Source organism: Candidatus Enterococcus leclercqii (genome assembly GCF_009933135.1).
GTDB classification, from domain to species: Bacteria; Bacillota; Bacilli; order Lactobacillales; family Enterococcaceae; genus Enterococcus_C; species Enterococcus_C leclercqii.
Genome location: NZ_MAEH01000014.1, coordinates 34,258 through 55,991, shown reverse-complemented (window position 1 = coordinate 55,991; position 21,734 = coordinate 34,258). Strand labels below are relative to the sequence as shown.

General features: G+C 45.2%; 19 protein-coding genes. 6 read left to right on the top strand and 13 right to left on the bottom strand.

The window, feature by feature from the left end:
- Window positions 1-308: 308 nt before the first annotated feature.
- Window positions 309-1,142 (bottom strand): metallophosphoesterase family protein, encoded by an 834-nt coding sequence (locus BAU14_RS06745; RefSeq protein WP_161899329.1) that lies wholly within the window; start codon window positions 1,140-1,142, stop codon window positions 309-311.
- A gap of 444 nt (window positions 1,143-1,586) precedes the next feature.
- On the opposite strand from BAU14_RS06745, the gene BAU14_RS06740 reads away from it, so the two are divergent.
- Together BAU14_RS06740 and glnA are read left to right on the top strand one after the other, a co-directional pair.
- Window positions 1,587-1,964 carry a MerR family transcriptional regulator gene (locus BAU14_RS06740; protein ID WP_161899328.1) on the top strand — a complete coding sequence of 126 codons (378 nt, stop codon included), beginning with the start codon at window positions 1,587-1,589 and terminating at the stop codon, window positions 1,962-1,964.
- Between the two features lie 44 nt (window positions 1,965-2,008).
- Window positions 2,009-3,349 (top strand): type I glutamate--ammonia ligase, encoded by a 1,341-nt coding sequence (gene glnA, locus BAU14_RS06735; protein WP_161899327.1) that lies wholly within the window; start codon window positions 2,009-2,011, stop codon window positions 3,347-3,349.
- 422 nt (window positions 3,350-3,771) lie between these two features.
- Here glnA and BAU14_RS06730 read toward each other — a convergent pair whose 3' ends face one another.
- The 5 genes from BAU14_RS06730 to BAU14_RS06710 form a co-directional block, all read right to left on the bottom strand.
- Window positions 3,772-5,028, bottom strand: coding sequence for an aminotransferase class I/II-fold pyridoxal phosphate-dependent enzyme (locus BAU14_RS06730; RefSeq protein ID WP_161899326.1), 1,257 nt, complete (start codon window positions 5,026-5,028; stop codon window positions 3,772-3,774).
- Window positions 5,029-5,108: 80 nt separating this feature from the next.
- On the bottom strand, window positions 5,109-6,335 hold the full coding sequence (gene hflX, locus BAU14_RS06725) for a GTPase HflX (RefSeq protein WP_161899325.1): 1,227 nt from the start codon (window positions 6,333-6,335) through the stop codon (window positions 5,109-5,111).
- Between the two features lies 1 nt (window position 6,336).
- Complete coding sequence (gene miaA / locus BAU14_RS06720; RefSeq protein ID WP_161899324.1) at window positions 6,337-7,254, bottom strand: tRNA (adenosine(37)-N6)-dimethylallyltransferase MiaA; 918 nt, start codon at window positions 7,252-7,254, stop codon at window positions 6,337-6,339.
- The gene (locus BAU14_RS06715) at window positions 7,251-7,994 is read right to left on the bottom strand and encodes a glycerophosphodiester phosphodiesterase (protein ID WP_161899323.1); all 744 of its coding nucleotides are present in this window, start codon (window positions 7,992-7,994) and stop codon (window positions 7,251-7,253) included. The genes miaA and BAU14_RS06715 overlap by 4 nt, the downstream gene beginning before the upstream one ends.
- 174 nt (window positions 7,995-8,168) lie before the next feature.
- Window positions 8,169-8,681, bottom strand: a complete 513-nt coding sequence (locus BAU14_RS06710) for a hypothetical protein (RefSeq protein ID WP_161899866.1) — start codon at window positions 8,679-8,681, stop codon at window positions 8,169-8,171.
- Between the two features lie 372 nt (window positions 8,682-9,053).
- Here BAU14_RS06710 and clpP point away from each other — a divergent pair, with 372 nt between their 5' ends.
- Window positions 9,054-9,650 carry an ATP-dependent Clp endopeptidase proteolytic subunit ClpP gene (gene clpP, locus BAU14_RS06705; RefSeq protein ID WP_161899322.1) on the top strand — a complete coding sequence of 199 codons (597 nt, stop codon included), beginning with the start codon at window positions 9,054-9,056 and terminating at the stop codon, window positions 9,648-9,650.
- A 292-nt stretch (window positions 9,651-9,942) separates the two neighbouring features.
- On the opposite strand, the gene BAU14_RS06700 is transcribed toward clpP, so the two are convergent.
- Window positions 9,943-10,431, bottom strand: coding sequence for a gamma carbonic anhydrase family protein (locus BAU14_RS06700; protein ID WP_161899321.1), 489 nt, complete (start codon window positions 10,429-10,431; stop codon window positions 9,943-9,945).
- Between the two features lie 252 nt (window positions 10,432-10,683).
- Complete coding sequence (locus tag BAU14_RS06695) at window positions 10,684-12,078, bottom strand: glycoside hydrolase family 1 protein (protein ID WP_161899320.1); 1,395 nt, start codon at window positions 12,076-12,078, stop codon at window positions 10,684-10,686.
- A 413-nt stretch (window positions 12,079-12,491) separates the two neighbouring features.
- Between BAU14_RS06695 and BAU14_RS06690 the strand changes: the two genes are divergently transcribed.
- Window positions 12,492-13,211 (top strand): GntR family transcriptional regulator, encoded by a 720-nt coding sequence (locus BAU14_RS06690; protein WP_161899319.1) that lies wholly within the window; start codon window positions 12,492-12,494, stop codon window positions 13,209-13,211.
- Between the two features lie 234 nt (window positions 13,212-13,445).
- Here BAU14_RS06690 and BAU14_RS06685 read toward each other — a convergent pair whose 3' ends face one another.
- Together BAU14_RS06685 and BAU14_RS06680 are read right to left on the bottom strand one after the other, a co-directional pair.
- Window positions 13,446-15,209, bottom strand: coding sequence for an ABC transporter ATP-binding protein (locus BAU14_RS06685; RefSeq protein WP_161899318.1), 1,764 nt, complete (start codon window positions 15,207-15,209; stop codon window positions 13,446-13,448).
- A complete protein-coding gene (locus tag BAU14_RS06680) occupies window positions 15,206-16,939 on the bottom strand; it encodes an ABC transporter ATP-binding protein (protein WP_161899317.1) in 1,734 nt (577 codons plus the stop codon). Before BAU14_RS06680 ends, BAU14_RS06685 begins: the two co-directional genes overlap by 4 nt.
- A 697-nt stretch (window positions 16,940-17,636) precedes the next feature.
- Between BAU14_RS06680 and BAU14_RS06675 the strand changes: the two genes are divergently transcribed.
- Both BAU14_RS06675 and rnjA read left to right on the top strand, forming a co-directional pair.
- On the top strand, window positions 17,637-17,849 hold the full coding sequence (locus BAU14_RS06675) for a DNA-directed RNA polymerase subunit epsilon (protein WP_161899316.1): 213 nt from the start codon (window positions 17,637-17,639) through the stop codon (window positions 17,847-17,849).
- A 3-nt stretch (window positions 17,850-17,852) separates the two neighbouring features.
- Window positions 17,853-19,526 (top strand): ribonuclease J1, encoded by a 1,674-nt coding sequence (gene rnjA / locus BAU14_RS06670; protein ID WP_161899315.1) that lies wholly within the window; start codon window positions 17,853-17,855, stop codon window positions 19,524-19,526.
- Between the two features lie 362 nt (window positions 19,527-19,888).
- On the opposite strand, the gene BAU14_RS06665 is transcribed toward rnjA, so the two are convergent.
- The 3 genes from BAU14_RS06665 to BAU14_RS06655 all read right to left on the bottom strand — a co-directional run bounded on the left by BAU14_RS06665 (window position 19,889) and on the right by BAU14_RS06655 (window position 21,618).
- Window positions 19,889-20,653 carry an ABC transporter permease gene (locus BAU14_RS06665; protein ID WP_161899314.1) on the bottom strand — a complete coding sequence of 255 codons (765 nt, stop codon included), beginning with the start codon at window positions 20,651-20,653 and terminating at the stop codon, window positions 19,889-19,891.
- The gene (locus BAU14_RS06660; RefSeq protein WP_161899313.1) at window positions 20,634-21,287 is read right to left on the bottom strand and encodes an ABC transporter ATP-binding protein; all 654 of its coding nucleotides are present in this window, start codon (window positions 21,285-21,287) and stop codon (window positions 20,634-20,636) included. Before BAU14_RS06660 ends, BAU14_RS06665 begins: the two co-directional genes overlap by 20 nt.
- 130 nt (window positions 21,288-21,417) lie before the next feature.
- The gene (locus BAU14_RS06655; RefSeq protein ID WP_161899312.1) at window positions 21,418-21,618 is read right to left on the bottom strand and encodes a cold-shock protein; all 201 of its coding nucleotides are present in this window, start codon (window positions 21,616-21,618) and stop codon (window positions 21,418-21,420) included.
- Between the last annotated feature and the right edge of the window lie 116 nt (window positions 21,619-21,734).

Below are 21,734 nucleotides of genomic sequence, written 5' to 3'. Positions count from 1 at the left end.
ACTACTCCTTCTTCCTATTGTAGTAATGAATCCCGTTAAGGATCATCTGCACTGCCAAAGACTAGCCAACAATCATAAAAATCATTAGCCTATCTTTTCATTGGAAGCACTGCTGCAATGCCTTTTAAAACCTGTTGACTGCTCTTCCGGGTTTCAAAAAACTTAAAAAGCTCCCTATCCGTTTGAATAGGGAGCTTTGAAATCACAGTTTGTGTACCCTCTTCAAGGGTGCCCAAGTAGGATAATACAAGCTGGCGAAAAAAAAGTCAAGGGTAGGAATTTCAAGTAAGGGGTTTCTGTTTAGCAAGCTAGTTGGTAAAGCGCTTTTCAACTTGCTCGCGATACCCCATTGCTTCATTGATTGGCGCCAGATAAGCTGCATCATGGGTGCGAATCTTACTCGTGTGAAGTTGTTCTTCATAAATTCTTAAATAAGGTAAATTTCGCTGCTCCGCTAAGGCCAACTCAGCTTCCACATCGTAAGGCGTTTTGCGAAATTCCACGGACCAGCCTTGTTCATCGGTTATCGTCAAGATTGCGTATTGCGCCCGCAAATCCTGACACAGCGGTGCGTGTCGTAAGAAGGGTTGCCCAATTGAGCCGGGATTAATGACGGCTTGGTCAGCAGACGTGTAGCGCAGCAATTGATGATGGATGTGTCCATAAATATAAATGTCACAATCTGTTGGTACAGCCTCATCAAAGTTCTCAGACGCAGCACTTTGCTCCAAAAAACGGCCATAATTACAAGTCGGCGTATGGTGAGCGAGGCAAATTCGCAAGCCATTGACAGTGATCGTCTCCGTCAACGATGCCACAGTGATTGCCTCGATTTTTTCTGAATTTTTCTGTGCTAACAAATACTCCACTAATTTTCCAAAATAAATATCTGTGGGGTCATCGAGATCAAATTCTCCGTTTAGAATTTCTCGAATGCTGCTATCCCAGTTCCCCTGTAAGATGATAGAAGTTCCCACAGATGCCAATAGCTCCAGCAGCTCACTGCCGCCAGGTCCTGGCAAAAACAGATCGCCCAAATACCAACAATCCGTAATTTCTTCTCTTTTCAATTCGTCACAAACTGCCTGCAGTGCGGTCACTGTTCCGTGCACATCTGAAAGCAGCGCAATCTTTCTTTGCAAATGAACTCCCCCATCCAAAAATCTTCTATTTACATTCTCCATTTATTTTAACATAGACCAACAGCCTACTTTCATAAGAAGTGAAACTCTACCAAAAGCGCAGATTATTTCGGAAAACAATTGAAATCAGGGCTCCTTTCAATCGATTTTCGGCTTATACAAGCAGATCAACCACTTTTTCTCAAAAAAGTTTATAAACGTTCGTCTTTTACTTTTTACAAAATCCCCGGCAAATCAACATTTCTAAAATTTCAGAATATTTTTTTGATTGTTATGTTAGAAAACCTGACATATGCCATTGACGGATTTTTTCTCGGTTGGTATAGTTATCACAAGTTAAACGAACCTGACTGTTGGTGCTTCAAAAAACTGCTTGAATCAACAAGGGTTTCGTTAAGACTTGCCAGACCTGGTCTGGACCTTTTGCAGGAAAGGAGCACCCTCATGCGCGAAAAAGAATTACGCCGTTCCCTCTCAGTCTTCCCCATTGGCACAGTGATGAAGCTGACAGATTTATCTGCTCGCCAGATTCGTTATTACGAGGAGCAAGATTTAATCCACCCGGAGCGCAGTGAAGGCAACCGCCGCATGTATTCCCTCAACGATATTGATACTCTGTTGGAGATTAAAGACTACTTGACAGACGGTCTGAATATGGCGGGAATCAAGCATGCCTATCAAATGAAACAAAAGCAAGAACAGCAAGCCAAGGCGAAAAAGCCACTGACTGACAATGATGTGCGTCGAATCTTTTATGACGAGCTGCTCTCACAGGGCGGTTTGAATCAAAACAATCCATACCAACAGGGGCCGCGGATGTAGTCACTGTTGTGGAAATAAAAAAACTAACTTAAGGATGGGATCAAATGCCAAAATCAAATTACACTACCGACGATATCACTCGTATCGCACAGGAGGAAAATGTACGCTTCTTGCGCTTGATGTTCACTGACATCATGGGAACGATCAAAAACGTTGAAGTCCCAGTCAGCCAATTAGCAAAAGTCCTGGACAACAAAATGATGTTCGACGGCTCCTCTATTGAAGGCTTTGTTCGGATTGAAGAATCTGATATGTACTTGTATCCCGACCTTTCTACTTGGATGATCTTCCCTTGGGAAAGTGACCACGGCAAAGTTGCTCGTTTGATCTGTGACATCTATAATCCAGACGGCACGCCATTTGCCGGCGATCCCCGCGGCAATCTGAAACGCCAATTACACAAAATGGAAGCATTGGGCTTCACTTCCTTTAACTTGGGTCCTGAGCCGGAATTCTTCTTGTTCAAATTAGATGAAGATGGCAACATTACAACAGATCTAAACGATGCCGGGGGGTATTTCGATTTTGCTCCGACTGACTTAGGTGAAAATTGCCGCCGCGACATTGTTTTGGAATTAGAAAGTCTCGGTTTTGAAGTGGAAGCTTCCCACCATGAAGTTGCCCCTGGCCAGCACGAAATTGACTTCAAATACGCCAATGTCGTTGAAGCCTGTGACAATATCCAAACTTTCAAGCTGGTAGTCAAAACAATCGCCCGCAAACATGGTCTACACGCAACCTTCATGCCGAAACCACTTTTTGGCATCAACGGCTCTGGAATGCACTGCAACATGTCTATGTTCAAAGGCAGCGAGAATGCCTTCTACGATCCTAAAGGAGAAATGCAGCTTTCAGAAACAGCCTACCACTTCTTAGGAGGCTTGATGAAACACGCCCGGGCTTACACTGCGGTTTGTAACCCATTGGTAAACTCCTACAAACGTCTGGTTCCTGGCTACGAAGCACCGGTCTATGTTGCCTGGTCTGGTCGCAACCGTTCCCCATTGATCCGTGTGCCTGAATCTCGTGGATTGTCTACTCGATTGGAGCTGCGTTCTGTTGACCCTTCTGCTAATCCATATATGGCAATGGCCGTTCTCTTAGCAGCCGGTCTCGATGGAATCAATAACAAACTGACACCTCCTCCAGCCGTTGACCGCAATATCTACATCATGAACGAAGAAGAGCGCAAAGAAGCACAAATCCAGGATCTGCCTTCTACTCTTCATAACGCCATCAAAGAACTGCGCACTGACGTCGTGATGAAAGAAGCTTTGGGTGACCATATCTTCTCCAACTTCCAAGAAGCCAAACGTCTGGAATGGGCTTCCTTCCGACAAACCGTTTCTGAATGGGAGCGGGAACAGTATCTCGAATTGTACTAAACTCATCATCTAACAGGAAACAAAGCGCTGTGGGCGATAAGCTCACGGCGCTTTGTTTGTCAGTTGAAACATTATTCATAAGGCACGCTTTTGACAGCTAAAACCAGTAGCTTTGATAACAAAAAGACAGGCTATAACATCAATGATGAAATCAAGAACAGTCTGTGCTGTAATTTTTAACAACAAAAAGCCAAGTCACTCCCACTGTTTTTTAGTGGAGGTGACTTGGCTTTTCGTTGTGTCTCGCGTTTGATATTGTCGGCTTCGGAGGGTGGTGACAGGCCAATTGCCACTGTCCCGCCTTTTTGTTTTCCTCTTTGCTTATATTCTCTTTATAAAAGGATCACAAGATAAGTGTCGCCATCCTTTTGTTGTATTGGGCCTGCGAATAAGAAAGCTCAAAACGTTTCCCTCATTGTTGCTCACTCACCATGATACACCCGATTGACCGCATTGGAAACAGCGATTTTGACATGCTCATAGGTCAAGCCGCCTTGGACATATAAAGAATAAGGTTCGCGGATGGGGCCATCAGCGGAAAGCTCAATGGAAGCTCCTTGAATAAAGGTGCCCGCTGCCATAATGATATCATCCTCGTACCCAGGCATGTAAGAGGGTATTGGCGCTACGAAGGCATCCACCGGCGAAAAGGCTTGAATCGCCTGGGCAAATTTAACCATCGCGGCTTGTTCTTTTAAATCCACTAGCTGAATCAAGTCAGTCCTTGGATCATCCCAACGAGGGGTGGAATCAATCCCGTACTCTTCCAAAAGAGCAGCCGTAAAGACCGCACCGCTGATTGCCTGACTAACCACATGAGGGGCTAAAAAGAAACCTTGCAACATATCAAAAACCGTATTGAGCATAGCGCCGCCTTCAATCCCAATCCCAGGAGCTGAAAGCTGATAGGCACAGCGTTCTACCAGGTCTTTGCGGCCGACGATGTAGCCGCCGGTTTTGGCGATGCCACCGCCAGGATTTTTAATCAGGGAACCAGCCATCAGATCCGCACCAACTTGGGTAGGTTCCAACAGTTCAGCAAACTCCCCATAACAGTTATCTACAAAAATGGTCACATCAGGAGCGATGCTCTTCACGTAATCACACATTTCTTTGATTTGGGCAATGGTAAAGGAAGGACGGCTGGCGTAGCCGCGGGAGCGTTGAATGCCGACTACCTTGACTTCTGGCGTCAACTTTTCTTTGATTCCGGCGAAGCTGACACTGCCATCTGCCTCAAGTTCAACTTGATCATACTCGATCCCCCATTCCTTCAGCGTTCCGATTCCATTGCCCGCTAATCCAATGACTTCCAACAAGGTATCATACGGAGTCCCGGTGATATAGACGAGCTTTTCTTCGGGACGCAAACTTCCAAAAAGAGCGGTGGCGATGGCGTGGGTTCCTGAAACAATTTGAGGACGCACCAGTGCCGCTTCCGTAGCAAACACTTCAGCATAGACTGCTTCTAGTGCATCTCGTCCCATGTCATCATGGCCATAGCCGGTAGAGGGCATAAAATGGGTCTCAGAAATTTGTTGGTGAGTGAAGGCCGCCAACACTTTCGCCTGATTTGACAATGCAATTTGACGAATCTCCTCTAAACGACCAGCAATCTTGCGGTCTGCTTTCTCAATTTTCTCTACTAATTCCGGTGCAAATCCTGCGGTCCAACTCATGTTTATCTTCCTCCGATTTTTTTGATTCAAAAAAGATCCATCTCTTCTCAAGGAAAAGACGGATCCTGCTTACTCGTGCTCTAGCGAAGTACCCAGCTGCCGTCTTCTGCAAAACCTCTTACGTGATAGGCTTCGTCTTGTTCCACATAATCTTCCCGTAAAAGTAAGGTTTCTCGTTTTAACCGACTCAACTTTCCGCCTTCTGTTTGTGGAATTGTTGCAACATAAGGGGTCAATATCTCCATCAATCGCAGCTTAATAGCGTCGGTCAGCTCTTGTTTGCCAAGACTACTCTTTGCCGAAATCAAGACATTGGGAAACATCGTCGGCACAAATTGATCTTTGATGATTCGATCTGCTTTATTATAGATTGTCAGCAATGGAATGTGCTGCAAATCCAGTTCCTCCATCAAATTCATGACCGTTTCTTCTTGTTGCGGTCGATCTTCAGAACTAGCATCCACCACATGCAACAATAAATCCATGTTGCGACTTTCTTCCAAAGTGGAATGAAAAGCATCAATCAACTGCGTCGGCAGATCCTGAATAAATCCTACGGTGTCGGTTACAGTTACTTCAAAGCCCTCCGGTAGCCGCCAGCGCTTCGTCAACGGGTCCAACGTCGCAAACAGCTCGTCTTTTTCATAAGTATCTGCGCTAGTCAAGATGTTTAAAATAGTAGATTTTCCAGCATTGGTGTAGCCAATCAGACCAATCTGAAATACTTGTCCTTGCCGTTTTTGACGCGTCCGTTCCCGGTGTGCAGCCACTTCCTTAAGCTCTCGTTTGATGATGGTAATACGGGTGCGAATGTGGCGCCGGTCAGTTTCGAGCTTGGTTTCACCAGGTCCTCTTGTCCCAATCCCCCCACCTAAACGAGAAAGATTTTTCCCCTGACCGGTCAGTCGGGGCAACAAGTATTCCAACTGCGCCAGCTCTACTTGGAGTTTTCCTTCTTTTGAACGGGCGCGCATAGCAAAAATATCCAAGATTAGCTGTACTCGGTCAATTACCGGCACCCCTACGATTTCTTGGATCAACGCCCCTTGTCGTGGAGTCAGTTCGTGGTTGAAAATGACCAGATCAGCCTCATGGGCCTCTACCAGCTGCGCCAACTCTTGTAATTTACCTTTGCCGATAACCGTCTGGCGATCGACTTGCGGTCGTTTTTGAATCAACGAGAAGCAGACTTCCCCTTTGGCAGTTTTGGTCAATCCTTTTAACTCCAACATTGATTCACCGAAGTTCTTCCACGTTTCTTCTGTCTCGACTCCGACTAATATTACGCGTTCCTGTTTTGCTTCCATGTTACACCCCCAACCAATCTTTGATCTCTTCTTCCAATTTTACAACCGACTCCGGCTCTTGCACCAGATCCACCCAATGAGGTGCCATCCGATTTCTAAACCAAGTCAGCTGCCGCTTAGCATAGCGACGGGAATCTTGTTTGATCTGCTCCTTGACGGCTGACAGATCACTTTCCCCTTGAAAGTAAGGGAAAAACTCCCGATACCCAATTCCTTTAGCAGCTTGCGTTTCTGCAAATTCCCGCAACAACTCCGCTTCTTCCTTGAGACCTGCAGCAAACATTAATTCTACCCGTTGATTGATTCGCTGGTACAAAAGCTCTCGCTCGGTATTCAAGCCTACCAAAAAATAATCGTACAGCTTTTCCGGCAAAACCTCCGGCGCCGTAATACTACGGCCAGTCTGTTCAAGAACTTCCAGCGCCCGCACCACTTTGCGCTGATTGTTGAAATGGATTTTTGCTGCCGCCGCTGGATCTCTTTGAGCCAAAAGCTCCCACAGTGCTTGACTGCCATGAGTTGTTCCATAGGTCTCGTATTTTTGCCGCAACAGGGGATCCTGATTCTCCTGATTGCCTCCCAAGCTGAAATCATAGAGCAGAGCTTGAACGTACAACCCCGTGCCCCCCACCACGATGGGGAGCTTTCCGCGAGCCGTGATGTCCTCAATTGCTACCCGACCCATTTTTTGAAAAGCCGCGACGGAATAGCTCTCTTGAATGTCACAGATATCAATCAAATGATGTGGAATTTTCTCGGCTTCAGCTTCTGTCACCTTAGCTGTGCCAATGTCCAGCCCGCGATAGACTTGCATGGAATCGCCGCTGATGATTTCTCCATTAAACTTTTTTGCCAGCCGGATGCTGAGGGCCGTTTTGCCCACAGCCGTTGGTCCGACGATTGCTAATACTTTTTTCATCGTTTCTCCTGTCGATAAGCCGCAATTACCTGACGACAGCGTTCCGGGTAATTGGTAATGATCCCAGTCACGCCCATTAAAAGGCACTTACGGATATTTGCTTCGGTATCTACGGTCCATGGCCGCACAGCTATTGGAAAATCCTTAATCTGAGAAGCATGGCTCTCTGCCCAGTCCAGCTTCGGATGAATCCCCTCAATAAAGGGACGCTCCAAGGCTTGCGCCGGCTTGTTTTCGGCAGTCCCCATGATGAAATCCAGCTGCGCGTCTGGTTCCAGCTCATGAATCATCTCTAAAGAAAGCAGATTAAAACTACAGTACCAATGCTCAAACGGCCATTGGCGGCTTTGCATCAGTTCACTGATTTTTTCTTCAATTCCTTGATAATGGAATTTGTCGGTTTTTATTTCGATGGTCAGCGCACCGCGATAGTTGCGCATCAGCAACAAGTTCAAGACCTCATTTAAAGTCGGAATCCTTGTCGCTTTGAAGGTTGGCGAAAACCAGCTCCCAGCATTCAGCCGTTTCAGTTCTGCCAATGTTTTTTCTCTAATTAGCCCCTTGCCATCAGTGGTTCGGTCGACTTCTTCATCATGCATTACAATCAGGTGACCGTCTTTTGACAGATGAACATCCAGTTCAATCACATCTGCTTCAACACGAATTGCTTCGGCAAAAGCCGGCAGCGTATTTTCTGGCCGGGTCCCACTCGCTCCCCGGTGAGCAACTACTTGGGTCATCACAGTTCACTCCAATCTGTCTCATTGTACCACTTTCCTACTACTTTGCAGATAGCTTGCTGGGCTATGAAAACCCCAATTCATTTTCCAACTGCTTTTGTGGGACAGTTCTTCATTGTTTATGAAAAAGTGACCGCCACCTTTCATATGAGAAAAGATGACGATCACTGCAAATCAATGGGAAAAATAAGTCAGTTCTTCATTGGACAGCTGCTTTAACTGGGCTTTGCGTTCGTCCACCAACTCCATCAGTGTATCGGAAAAATGTTCCAGCAAGACTCGACCACCCTTGTAAGCATAGCCACCAATATTTACCGTTTCTTCTGGTGTTAAAATCACTTTTCGCTGGCCAATCTGCTTGAAAAATTCTTCAATGATGTAATTGGGCAAGTAGAAGTTGTTTTGGGCCGAAAAAGATTGCAGATAGACATAGTCATCCACTGTAATATAGGCATCATCAAATCCATCAAAACTAACGTATTCTGCCATTGTTGCTGAGCGCTTTTGTAAGATTTCCTGGATTTTTTTATTCAATACCAACAGCGTCTCAATTTCCTTAACTTTGTGGTCCAATTGGCGACGGCGCTTTTCTTTTCGTTCATCGTAGCGGATCCGTAAATCGAAAGCGACAGTGACCACCAGTGCCCCCACCAGTACGCCTCCCAAAGCAGCCAGTGCCGTAACCATCGTCGGTGTCATAATAATCCCTCACTTTATCAACTGTTCATCAGATAAAAAGCGGGTAGCTTCCTTGCTTTCCACTTTTATCATTCGTTATTTTTATTGTAGCATAAAAGGTACAAAAACCGCCAAATGAAAGGACAATCCGCAGGAAGTTTTTCGTTTGACCATTTTTGACCATAAGTGTATACTACATGTCAGAGGTTGCAGGCAGCTGATTTTGCGCCTGTGATCCGTCACACATATGTTTAGTAGCTCTTCGTATTTTGTGCTACACTTATTGGTGAAGAAACGTGCCGAACCTTGCTATCACAGCTTTTCAAAAAAGAGTTTGTGACAGCTATCTTTGGCAGATAATTTGAAGGAGGATACCTTATTATGAATTTGATCCCTACAGTAATCGAACAATCATCCCGCGGCGAAAGAGCTTATGACATCTACTCTCGTCTGTTGAAAGACCGTATCATTATGTTGAGCGGCCAAGTCACTGACGATTTGGCAAACTCAATCATCGCCCAACTGCTGTTCTTGGATGCCCAAGACTCCGAAAAAGATATCTACTTGTACATCAACTCACCTGGTGGTAGCGTAACAGCTGGTATGGCTATTTATGACACCATGAACTTCGTCAAAGCTGACGTTGTGACCATCGTGATGGGTATGGCCGCATCAATGGGTTCTTTCCTGTTGACTGCTGGTACTAAAGGCAAACGCTTTGCCTTGCCAAACGCTGAAATCATGATTCACCAACCACTAGGGGGCGCGCAAGGTCAAGCAACAGAAATCGAAATTGCAGCTCGTCACATCCTGCAAACTCGTGAACGCTTGAACGCTATCTTGGCAGAACGCACTGGTCAACCTTTGGACGTTATCGAAAAAGATACGGACCGAGACAACTACATGACTGCGCAACAAGCTAAAGATTACGGCTTGATCGACGAAATCATGGAATCTTCCAAGAGCTTGAACAAATAATCAACTCAAAAACGAAGGCGTATCATCAGTCATGTTCCCTTCTACGAACCGAATATGACTAGACCTGTGCTTCAGACAAAAGACGGCAATCTTCCATTTAGTTTTTGGAAGATTGCCGTCTTTTCATTACAAAAAAATTTGCCTATGCTCTGTTTCATAGAAAAAACTGCTTCATCTCAGCTGACTTCATTAAAAATCAATAGCAGCGGGCGGCAAAAAATCCCCTGCCACAAAAAAGAAAGTGAGAAACGAGTCTCCCTGCTATTTTGATAACTACGCTAAGAAAATGCTCTTAGATTCTTGTGAAGGGAAATTCACCGTTGCGATGAGCGGTTCCCATTTCGATATAATGGTGAATGTTTTGACGATTTTTTGCCAATTCTTCAGGGGTCAAGGGTCGAATTACTTTGGCTGGCCTACCAAATGCCAAAACATTGGGGGGAATAACCGTTCCTTGCGTGACAAGAGAGCCGGCACCAATCAAGCTGTTCTCCCCAATTACAGCATGGTTTAAAACAACCGTACTCATTCCAATCAAGGCGCCACTTTCGATACGACAGCCGTGGAGCATACATTGATGTCCGACTGTCACATCTTCTGCAATCTCAGTCGGCGCATCATAATCTACATGAATAACGGTCCCGTCTTGGATATTCGTACGTGCGCCAATACTGATTTTGTTGGCATCTCCACGAATCACGGCGTTATACCAGACCGTCACATCTTCTCCCAGTGTCACATCTCCCACGACGACAGCATTTCTTGCGATAAATGGTTTCATCTTCTTTGCTCCTTTTCATTTGAACCAAGCGCTTGCTAGCTGAATTTGCTTTGTATTTTCCCCGCTTAAAAATTGCCGGAAAAAGGTAGTCCTCATCAAAGTCAGCTGCCGGCTATTGCTCATTTGATTATAGCAATTTTTTACAAGAGATTCTAAAAAGGAGCGAATGCTACGTTTACACAGCGAGCTTTGCTATTGTATTTAAAAATCGATCAATCTTTTTCCGTTAAAGCCAGACCCTGAACTTTTCTCTCAGTCGTCAAAGCCATTCTGATCAGCCACAGTCTTGAACCAGCGCCCTGATTTTTTGATTTTGCGCGCTCCTTCGTGATCCAGATCCACAGAAATAAAGCCGTAACGATTTTTGTAGGCATTTGTCCATGACCAGTTGTCCATGCAAGTCCACATATGGAACCCGCGGCAGTCTGTGCCTTCCTCGATTGCTTGGTGAACATAACGCAGGTGGTCTTTGATGAAGTCAATACGGTAATCGTCTTCAATCACCCCGTCAGCATTTTTGAAGCGGGCTTCCCCTTCGACTCCCATGCCGTTTTCCGAGATAAAACAAGGAATGTTGCCATAGTTTTCCCGTGTATTGGTCAAAATATCGTAAATGCCTTTTTCATAGATTTCCCAGCCGCGGTAAGGATTCATTTTGCGACCAGGCATTTCATAATTGTCGAAATAGTCATCCGGCATCGGCGCTGCTTGTGGATCTTTAGGTGTTTCTTTGGCCTTCACTCGCCGCGGCTGATAATAGTTGATTCCCAAAAGATCGACGGTGTTTTGGCGAATTGTCTCCAAATCCCCGTCTTTAATCTCAGGAAGCATCCCCAGCTCTTTGACCACTGTCACCAGTTCCGCCGGAAATTCCCCTTTGACAGCAGGATCCAAAAAAGAACGGTTGAAGAAGGCATCGGCCATAATTGCCGCTTGCACATCTTCGGGATTTTGCGGGTCTCGGGGATAGCTGGGGGTCAAATTCAAAATGATGCCAATCTCCCCGCCTAAATTCATGTCGTGATAAGCTGCGATAGCTTTGGCACTTGCCAGTGTTTCATGATAGCCGACAGCAACCGCTTTTTTCATATCGATAATATTGGGATAATGAAATTGATAGAGATAGCCGCCTTCAACCGGCACGATAGGCTCATTATGGGTGAACCATTTTTTCACGCGATCGCCAAACAGTTCAAAGCAAGTTTTGGCAAATGACACATAAGCTGTCACTGTTTCCCGATTCAGCCAACCACCTTTTTCTTGCAACGGCATCGGCATATCGAAATGATAGAGATTTATAAACGGTTCGATGTCGTTGGCTATCAGTTCATCGATATACGCGTTATAAAATTTGACTGCTTCCGGATTGACTGCACCGGTTCCAGCTGGAATCAGTCGGCTCCACTGAATCGAGGTTCGAAATGAGTTATGCCCGATTTCTTTCATCAATGCAATGTCTTCTTGATATTTTGTATATACTTGAGATGCCACGTCTGGACCGACACCGTCGAAAAATTTCTCGGGTTCTTGTTGATACCAATAGTCCCAAATATTGTCTCCTTTGCCGTCTCCTGCAAAGCGCCCTTCTGTTTGCGGACCACTGGCAGAAGATCCCCACCAAAAGTCTTTTGGAAATGTATAATCCATCCTTAAAACCTACCCTTCAATCATTTTCGGACAACTGTCACTCAGCTTTGTCCACCAACAGCAACCAGACGCCATGCAGCTTTCACGTCTCACTGCTGTTCTTCCTCCCAATAGTAATCTACCCTCCAACAAAAATCAATCATTTTAAATATATGTCTAGTCATATGAACTTTAATTCCTTTTCAATTCGCCACCCGTTAGCAACGGTCGGAAATCGTGATTGCTCAGCTTTTTGTGTCAGCAGTTCTCCTGGAACATCTTTCTCACATCACCCATTGGTAGGCAACCGTCTAAACCAGCTATCTGCTACCTCCAGCCATTATCATAAAACGGATAGACTTGATACAGCATATGACTGTCTTTAATTTGTCGTTCAATGAAAACTTGAGTATAATCGATGGGAGGTGGCGAATATGGCAAAATATGAAGACATTGCAAATACTCTTAGAACTCGGATCAAAAGTGGGGATTACCCCGCCGGTTCTTTTTTACCGAAGCAGACTGAGCTAGTGACAGAGTTCAATGTCAGCCGAATGACCGTTCAAAAAGCAGTTGAAGTCCTGATGATGGAAGGACTGGTTGCCTCCAAAAAAGGCGTCGGTACCACTGTGCTGGACCATCCTTTTACCACAAGAGATACTTCGACATTATCTGAATATGAAGGACTCAGCTGGGAAATGGCCCATGGAAATCGGCAACTCACCAGTCAAGTCATTGAATTTGGCGTAGAATTTCCCGATGAAACCGTCCAGGAAAAGCTGCGATTGACAGAAGAAGAACCGGTGTATAAAATCCTGCGCTTACGTCTTGTGGAGGATCAGCCCTTTGTTCTTGAGCATACCTATATGCCTCTGAATCTGGTACCTGGAATGAAAAAAGAAATTCTTGAGCACTCGATTTATCATTATATCCGTCAGCAATTAGGGCTGCGCATTAGTGGCGCTTACCGAACAATCCGTGCCGATAAGCCCAGTGATTACGACAAACTGTATTTGCAGGCGCAGCCGGAAGATCCGATTCTTGAGATCAGCCAAATCGTTTATCAGCAAGACGGCAAACCATTCGAGTATTCCCGTAGCCGTAATCGCTATGATGTCCGTGACTATTCTTTTTTGGATATGAAAGGAAGCTAATGGATCAATCGCTTATTTAAAGTTTTCTGAATGGCAACTAGTGAATCGTTCGCTATCGTAAACAACAAAAAGACAAGTCACCTCCACTGTTTGCTAATGGAGGTGACTTGTCTTTTATTTGCGGCTCATAGTTAGTCGGTGCTTCGCAGGACGGTGACAGAAGAGCTGTCATAATCCCAGTTTATTTTTGGTTACAATTGAAGTCTTTTTCCGACACTCATTAGGTGAGCAAGATTATTCGTACTCGCCCTCTTCGGCGAATTGACTTTGATAGAGTTTGCTGTAAAAGCCATCTTGTGCCAACAAGGTCTCATGGTTCCCCTTTTCAATGATGGATCCATGATTCATTACCAAAATCAAATCTGCGTCTCGAATCGTCGACAAGCGGTGGGCAATCACAAAGCTCGTCCGCCCCTCCATTACCTTGTCCATTGCTTTTTGAATCAGGGCTTCCAAACGGGTATCCACCGAGCTGGTAGCCTCGTCTAAAATCAAGATTTTGGGATCGGAAATCACTGCCCGCGCAATCGTCAACAGCTGCTTTTGACCTAATGAAACGTTGTCGCCTTCTGCATTGATTTTCATTTCATAACCATCGGGCATCGTGCGGATAAAGTGATCGACATTGGCTGTTTTGGCGGCATCCACCACTTCATAATCGGTTGCTTCCAGCTTACCGAAACGAATATTGTCCGCGATGGTGCCTTCATACAGCCAGGCATCCTGTAAGACCATCCCAAAAACAGAGCGAACGTCGCTACGAGTCATCAGCTTAGTGTCGACCCCATCAATTTTGATAGCACCAGCGTCTACATCATAAAAGCGCATCAAAAGATTGATTAGTGTCGTCTTACCAGCACCTGTCGGACCAACCACTGCTACGGTTTGACCAGCTTTGACTTCAAAACTCAAATCCGTAATCAATGGATTTTTCGGATCATAGCTGAAGGCCACCTTTTCAAAAGTAACATTGCCTTCCACCGGTACCGGCAACGGCAGATTTTCTTGGTTGACCCCTTCTTCTGGTTCATCGAGAATTTCAAAAACCCGGCGTGAAGCGGCCGAAGCAGCTTGCAAAACAGAAGACAGCTGAGTGATATTTCCCAGCGGCTGGCTGACTTGCCAAATATATTGGATGAAAGCCTGCAACTGCCCGACTGCAATCACACCTGCGATAACATAGTGCCCACCCATCACAGCCATGGCAATATAGGCGATATAAGCTGTCAATGACACCAACGGCATCATCAAGCCTGAGATAAATGACGCTTTAAAGCCGTAATTTCTCACGGAGTAATTGACTTTTTTGAAATTTTCCAGCGTTTGCTTTTCACGACCATAGACTTTTAACACTGCAAAGCCGGTCATGTTTTCTTGTACAAAACCGTTGAGATCTCCCAGCGCATTTTGCATACTTTGGAAATATTTTTGCGAGATCTTGATGATTCCACGAGAAATCAAAAAGGAAGCCGGAATCATTAAAATCGCTACCAGTGCCATTTTCCAGTTAATGTAAAACATCATCACAACTGCGGTCAAAATACCTAAAACAGCTGTAACGATCCCCGTCAATGTCTGCTGCATGGCCCCAGACACTGCATCTACATCGTTGGTGACACGAGACAAGATATTTCCCTGTTGATTGCGGTCAAAATAAGAGACTGGCAGACGATTGATCTTAGTATCGATGTCTGTCCGCAGATCGTACATAGCACTTTGCACGACACCAGCCATCAAGATACCGGCAATTAATTGCGCGGCACAATAGGTCAACCCGACTGCAGCAATCGCAATTAAGCATTTAATTACATAGTTGAAATTCAAGGATTCTCCGTTAGCAATATTATTGGCAATTTCGGTAGTGGGCAAGCCGGCGACATAAGGGAGTGCCGCATTGGCAGCCACTGTTACCACGGTAAAAAACATGACCAACGCAAAATTGCGACGATAAGGTTTCAAATAGACGAATAAACGTTTCAAAGAAGAAAATGATTTCATTGGGCTAATTCCTCCTCTGAGAGTTGTGAAGCAGCGATGTCATAATAAATCTGGCAGCTTTTCAGGAGTTCCTGATGGGTGCCCATTCCTACGACATCCCCTTCATTCAACACGATAATCTTATCGGCGTGCATGATGGTCCCCACCCGCTGCGCCACGATTAGGACAGTAGACTCAGTTGTTTCTTTTTTCAGTCGCGCCCGCAATTTTGCATCTGTTTGGTAATCCAATGCCGAAAAGCTGTCATCGAAGATATAGATTTCCGGTTCGCGAATGATAGCCCTGGCAATAGCCAGACGTTGTTTTTGGCCTCCGGAAAAGTTGGTGCCGCCTTCTGACAAACGGGCATCAAAGCCATCTGGTTGTTCGGCGATGAAATCGGCTGCTTGTGCGATATCTGCAGCTCGCTGCATTTGTGCAACTGTCGCATCCTCTTTACCATAACGCAGGTTTTCAGCAATGGTACCGGAGAACAGCAATGCTTTTTGCGGAATATAACCGATTTTTTGACGCAAAGCTGCCAAGCTGAAATCTCGAGTGTCCACACCGTCTACCAATACACGGCCATCACTGACATCGTAAAAACGTGGAATCAATTGAATCAGTGTTGATTTACCAGAACCGGTACTTCCGATAAAAGCCACGGTTTCACCAGGTTTGGCTGTAAAACTCACGTTACGAATCACAGGACTTTCTGCATGCCCGGGATAGGCGAAGGTGACGTTTTGAAATTCCACATAACCCTTTTGTGCGGTCTCAGTCACCGGCTGGGCATTTTCATGAATTTCCGAAGTCGCATCCAAGGCTTCTTGAATCCGGCGAGCAGAAACTGCGGCCCGCGGATACATCATAAAGACTGAGGCAAACAGCATAAAGCTGAACAAGGCGTGGAAAATATACTCGATAAAAGCAATTAAATCACCGATTTGTAGTTGACCGGCATCAATCTGTTTGGTTCCGTTCCAGATGATCAAGACCATGACGATATTGAACAAAAAAGTGAAACCCGGCTGCGCCACAGCCATCAATTTGAAGAGACTCGTTGAGCTTTCCGTATAGGCGGTGTTGACCTTGTCAAAGCGTTTTTCCTCAAATTTTTCATTAACGAAGGCACGGATTACCCGCAAACCAGAAAGATTCTCCCGCAAAATACCATTGATTTTGTCGAGATTTTTTTGTTGCCGCGTGGACAAAGGATCGGAAATTTTAGCGATTGCCACGACTGCCACGAGCAGTGCCGGCAAAGCCAACAGAACATACCAGCTCAGTGACGGGCTGGTCCGAAAAATCATGTACAGACTAACGGCAAACATCATTGGTGTCATAAAGCCCATCCGCAAAATATTCTGCATGAAAAGCATGATCTGATAGGCATCGTTGGTTACTCGTGTGATCAAAGAAGAAACACCGATCGTTTCGTATTCTCGATGTGAATAACCTTGTGTTTTGGCAAACAGATCATCTCGGATATCCGCTGTGATATTGGTCGTGATTCGAGTCGTGAAATACCCCAAAAGAATATTCATGATTACCCCAATAACCACCACCACTGCCATCAGAATTCCCAAGCGATTCACATCACTGGTACTTCCAGCAGGAATGGCCTGGTCAATCATGCGTGCCAAGATTGTTGGTAGCCCCAACTCGATCAAAATAAAGCCGAATACGCAGATAAAATCAAAAAGCAGCAGCTTCTTGTAGCGCATCGTATAGTGCCACATCAATTTCAAATAAAAACCTCCTATTCTTTTCTGATACCCTCACTAGCTTAGCTGGTGGGGCCTTTAAAAATCAGATACCCGACTTCACACCTTCACAACCATGAAACGATCAGCTGTTTCAACAATCGCAACTGTTGCGGAAGGCACGTAAAATCCCGCTGTATCTCGTGACGCTGTGACCTACAGTGTCAAACAGTTCTTCAAGTCAACGAAAGAAGAGTGAGCGGCCACCACACCGCGATCTTTTCCCATGACATTTCGGGCGACAGAAAGCCGGCTGCCGCCTCGTCAAAAACCCGAAGTCGACAGCCTGGCTCGAAAATTGAAGGACTGTGTCAAGAATCGTTACAGCCAGCCTTTGCCCGCTGCAACCTTCTCTCCCGTCGCAATTACTTCTACTATATCACAGGCAAAATTTTAAGAGAACCCAAACATCCGGCTTTTTTTCAGTGGGAAACCCTTACACGCCGGTCTGTTTCTATACTTATCAAAAATTCTGTGCTAGAATATTGGTAATTGACGTATGGTGACATACATGGACGGTAGAAGAATCATTCGAACATGCGGAAAGGCAAAGACAAGGCCTTCTCTTTTTACTCACAAGTTGTCTGTAAAAAGCATAGTGATCGACGGAGGTTGCCCTTCGTGTTTTTTCGTGCACCGTTTCACCCTGTTTTCACACATTTATTACAAAGGAGACTAACACATGATTTACAAAGTTTATTATCAAGAAACCAAGGTCCGCAATCCAAAACGGGAACAAACACATTCCCTTTACATTGAAGCCAACAGCGAAGTAGATGCGCGGGCAGAAGTCGAAAAAAATACCCCATACAATATCGAATTCATTCAAGAGTTGGACGGCAACCACTTGGAATATGAAAAAGAAAATGCCGACTTCAAATTGACGGAGTTTTAATCTATGAAAGTCAATTTAAAAAATAATGAAACCGGCGTATTCGGCGTCGGCGGTTTAGGTGAAATCGGGAAGAACTGTTATGGGGTTCAATTCCAAGACGAGATCATCATTATCGATGCTGGGATTATGTTTCCAGAAGACGATTTGTTAGGGATTGATTATGTAATCCCAGATTATAGTTACATCGTACAAAATATCAATAAAGTCAAAGCACTGGTTATCACCCATGGTCACGAAGACCATATCGGTGGTGTTCCTTACTTGCTAAAGCAAGTCAATATTCCAATCTATGCCGGCCCGCTTGCCATGGCCCTTATTCGCAACAAGCTAGACGAACACGGTCTTTTGCGGGATGCCGAACTACATGAAATCAACGAAGACACTGTCCTGCGCTTCCGTAAGACATCAGTCAGCTTTTTCCGCACTACCCACTCGATTCCGGACGCGCTGGGTGTGGTTGTCAAAACACCTTCTGGCAATATCGTGCACACGGGGGACTTCAAATTTGATTTTACTCCAGTTGGCGAACCTGCCAACTTGCATCGAATGGCTAAGATTGGCGAAGAAGGCGTTTTGTGTCTCTTGTCTGACAGTACCAACGCGGAGATTCCCACCTTTACCCAGTCGGAAAAAGTAATCGGCCAATCCATCCAAAAGATCTTTGAAAAAATTGATGGACGGATCATCTTTGCCAGCTTTGCTTCAAATATTTTTCGTCTTCAACAAGCTGCGGATGCGGCGGTTGCCTGCGGACGTAAGATTGCGGTCTTTGGACGCAGTATGGAAAATGCTATCGTAAACGGCCAGAAGCTCGGGTATATCAATGTCCCTGAAGGAACTTTCGTCGATGCTGGCGAGATTAACCGTTTGCCTGCCAACAAAGTGATGATCCTCTGTACCGGTTCCCAAGGTGAACCGATGGCTGCTTTGAGCCGAATCGCCAACGGAACCCACCGGCAAATTTCGATTCAGCCGGATGATACAGTGATTTTTTCCAGCTCACCAATTCCAGGGAATACTACAAGCGTCAACCATCTCATCAACTTGTTGATGGAAGCTGGTGCGCAAGTGATTCACGGTAAATTGAACAATGTCCATACTTCTGGCCACGGTGGCCAACAGGAACAAAAACTGATGCTGCGTCTGATTAAGCCAAAATTCTTTGTCCCCATCCACGGTGAATATCGGATGCTGAAAATTCACGCCGGCTTGGCACAAGATACTGGTGTACCAAAAGAAAACTGCTTCATCATGGAAAATGGCGACATGTTGGCATTGACTGCGGATAGCGCTCGAATTGCCGGTCATTTCAATGGCGGCGATGTGTACATCGATGGCAGTGGCATTGGGGACATCGGCAACGTGGTCTTGCGAGATCGTCGCATTTTATCAGAAGAAGGTTTGGTTTTGGCCGTTGCCACAGTCGACTTGGATAAAAAAGAAGTCTTAGCTGGCCCAGATATTCTTTCTCGCGGTTTTGTCTATATGCGAGAATCCGGCGACATGATTTATGAAGCCCAAACCCTTTTGTTCAGAGCCTTGCGAGAAGCTTTGAATCAAAAAGATGTCAATGAGCACAAATTGAAAGAAGCCATGAGCAATGCGCTCCAGCCTTTCCTATTTGAAAAGACTGAGCGCCATCCAATGATTCTCTCAATGATCATGGCACCTGAATAAGAATATGAAAAGGACGGTGATCACAACCTGTCACCGTCCTCAAAGCGAGCATTACCAAACGTGAGATTTCAAAAGCCAAGGCCCTTCCATTAAAAACAGTGGAAGGGCCTTGGCTTTTCATTACTAAACATTTCAAACACTGACTAAGCTTGATTTCATCAAGAAAAGTCAGTGTCATTCATTTTTTCTCTATGGGTATGGCAAGGTTCCTTCTAAGACTAAGATGCAAGCATTCACCACTTTCCACTGAGAAATAATTGCTGTCAGAGCCTGTTTTTAGTCTAGCCCCTGCTGATCAATCGGCTTTTAACCTGGCAACAGTTGGACTGAAAATCGTCAAGTTCCAAAAGAGCAGGCAGCAATTACATATCCAGCAGCTGCAAACGGTCGTTGAAGTAATTTCGATAGGCCGTATACCCCGCAATAATAGCTCCCAGACTAGTGGTAGACAACAGCATGAAGGTCACCATGATTTGGTATTTGATAGCATGAACCGGGTCAACGCCGGCAAAAATCAATCCTGACATCATCCCTGGTAGACTCACCAGTCCCACTGTTTTCGCAGAATCAATGGTTGGTTGCATGGCAGTTTTGATACTTTCTCGCAGGATAGGTAAAGAAGCTGCCTTGGCATCTGCCCCCAAGGCTAATTTTTCCAATACTGGTTGTCGTTGATCACGAAACTGGCTGGCTAGATTGCGGTAACATAACCCGATTGCTACCATTGAATTGGAAGCAATCATGCCACTGATAGGGATAATCTGAGAAGGAACGAACTTAATCGCTCCGGCGGCCACCAACACGCCTAAAGTGACATAAGTGCTGACAAAAATCGCCAACAAGGAGGTCCAATATTTCTTCTGGCGGTTTGGATTGCGTTTGTGGGCATTCCAAGCGGCATTGAAGACGATGAACAGGCTCATGCTAGCTGTCAAAAATAGATTGTCCAGCTGGAAAATATATTTCAATACATAACCTACAATCACCAGTTGGAGGACAGCTCGAAAAATACTATAAAGAATGTCTTTTGACAGCTGCAATTTTTCCTTATAACTAATTCCGACAGCAATCAAAACCAGTAAAAAAGCAAATACCAATGACAAATCGTTAACGGCCAATTGATTCATCCTTCAAATGTCCCCCTTCCATTTTCAAAACCCGAGCTGCCTGTTGCAGATCCTCTTCATCATGACTAACCTGCAGGATAGTCACGCCCTGTTTGTGCACGTTTTGCACCAGCGCTTGGACGATACCTTTACTTTCTTCATCCAGGCCTACTGTTACCTCATCTAAAAGCAGAATCTCCGGCAAAAACATCAGATTGCGAATCAGCGCCACTCGTTGCCGTTCTCCACCGGAAAGTTCAATGATTGGTTTATCCAGAAATGACACCGGCAAGTCCACCAATTGAAGCAGCTCACGAACTTTATCCTCCGAAAAAACTTGATTGCGAATGGTAAAAGGAAATTCGGTATTGTCGCGGACAGTCTTTCCAAACAGTGTCGGCTGCTGAAAACAATAAGAAACCTGCCGGCGATAGTCAGTCACCGGATACTCGTTCTGGTCTTTATCCTTAAATAAAATCTTGCCGCTGGTCGGTGTCAATAAGCTGGCAATCACTTTTAATAACGTGCTCTTGCCTCCTCCTGACGGGCCCGAGATTGCCAGATATTCCCCTTGTGAAACAGCAAAACTGATTTCTGTGAGAATCTGATTTGCTCCTGACTTATAACTCATCTGCTGTACTTCCAAAACGGACATGCTGCCACTCCCTCTCTTTTCCAGTATAGCAAACCTCACTTCTGTCAGGCATTTAATTTGGTGCTGCTGGAATTTAGAACAAAGAAAAAACCGGACACCCTCGAAGGATGCCCGGTACGTTCGTCAGATATTAGTCTTTTGTAACGTTTGTTGCTTGAGGGCCGCGGTCTGAATCTTCAACGTCGAAAGATACTGCTTGGCCTTCTTCCAAAGTTTTGAAGCCGTCGCCTTGGATAGCTGAGAAGTGAACGAATACGTCGCTGCCGTCTTCACGTGAAATAAATCCGAAGCCTTTTTCTGCGTTGAACCATTTAACTGTTCCGTGTTCCATGTTAAATACATCCTCTCTCGTGCATCAGCACAAATAAAATTTAGTGTAACATTGCCTTGCATACGATAGAGGTATAACGTTAACAGGTGTTAAGCACTTCTATGGAGCAAACAAAA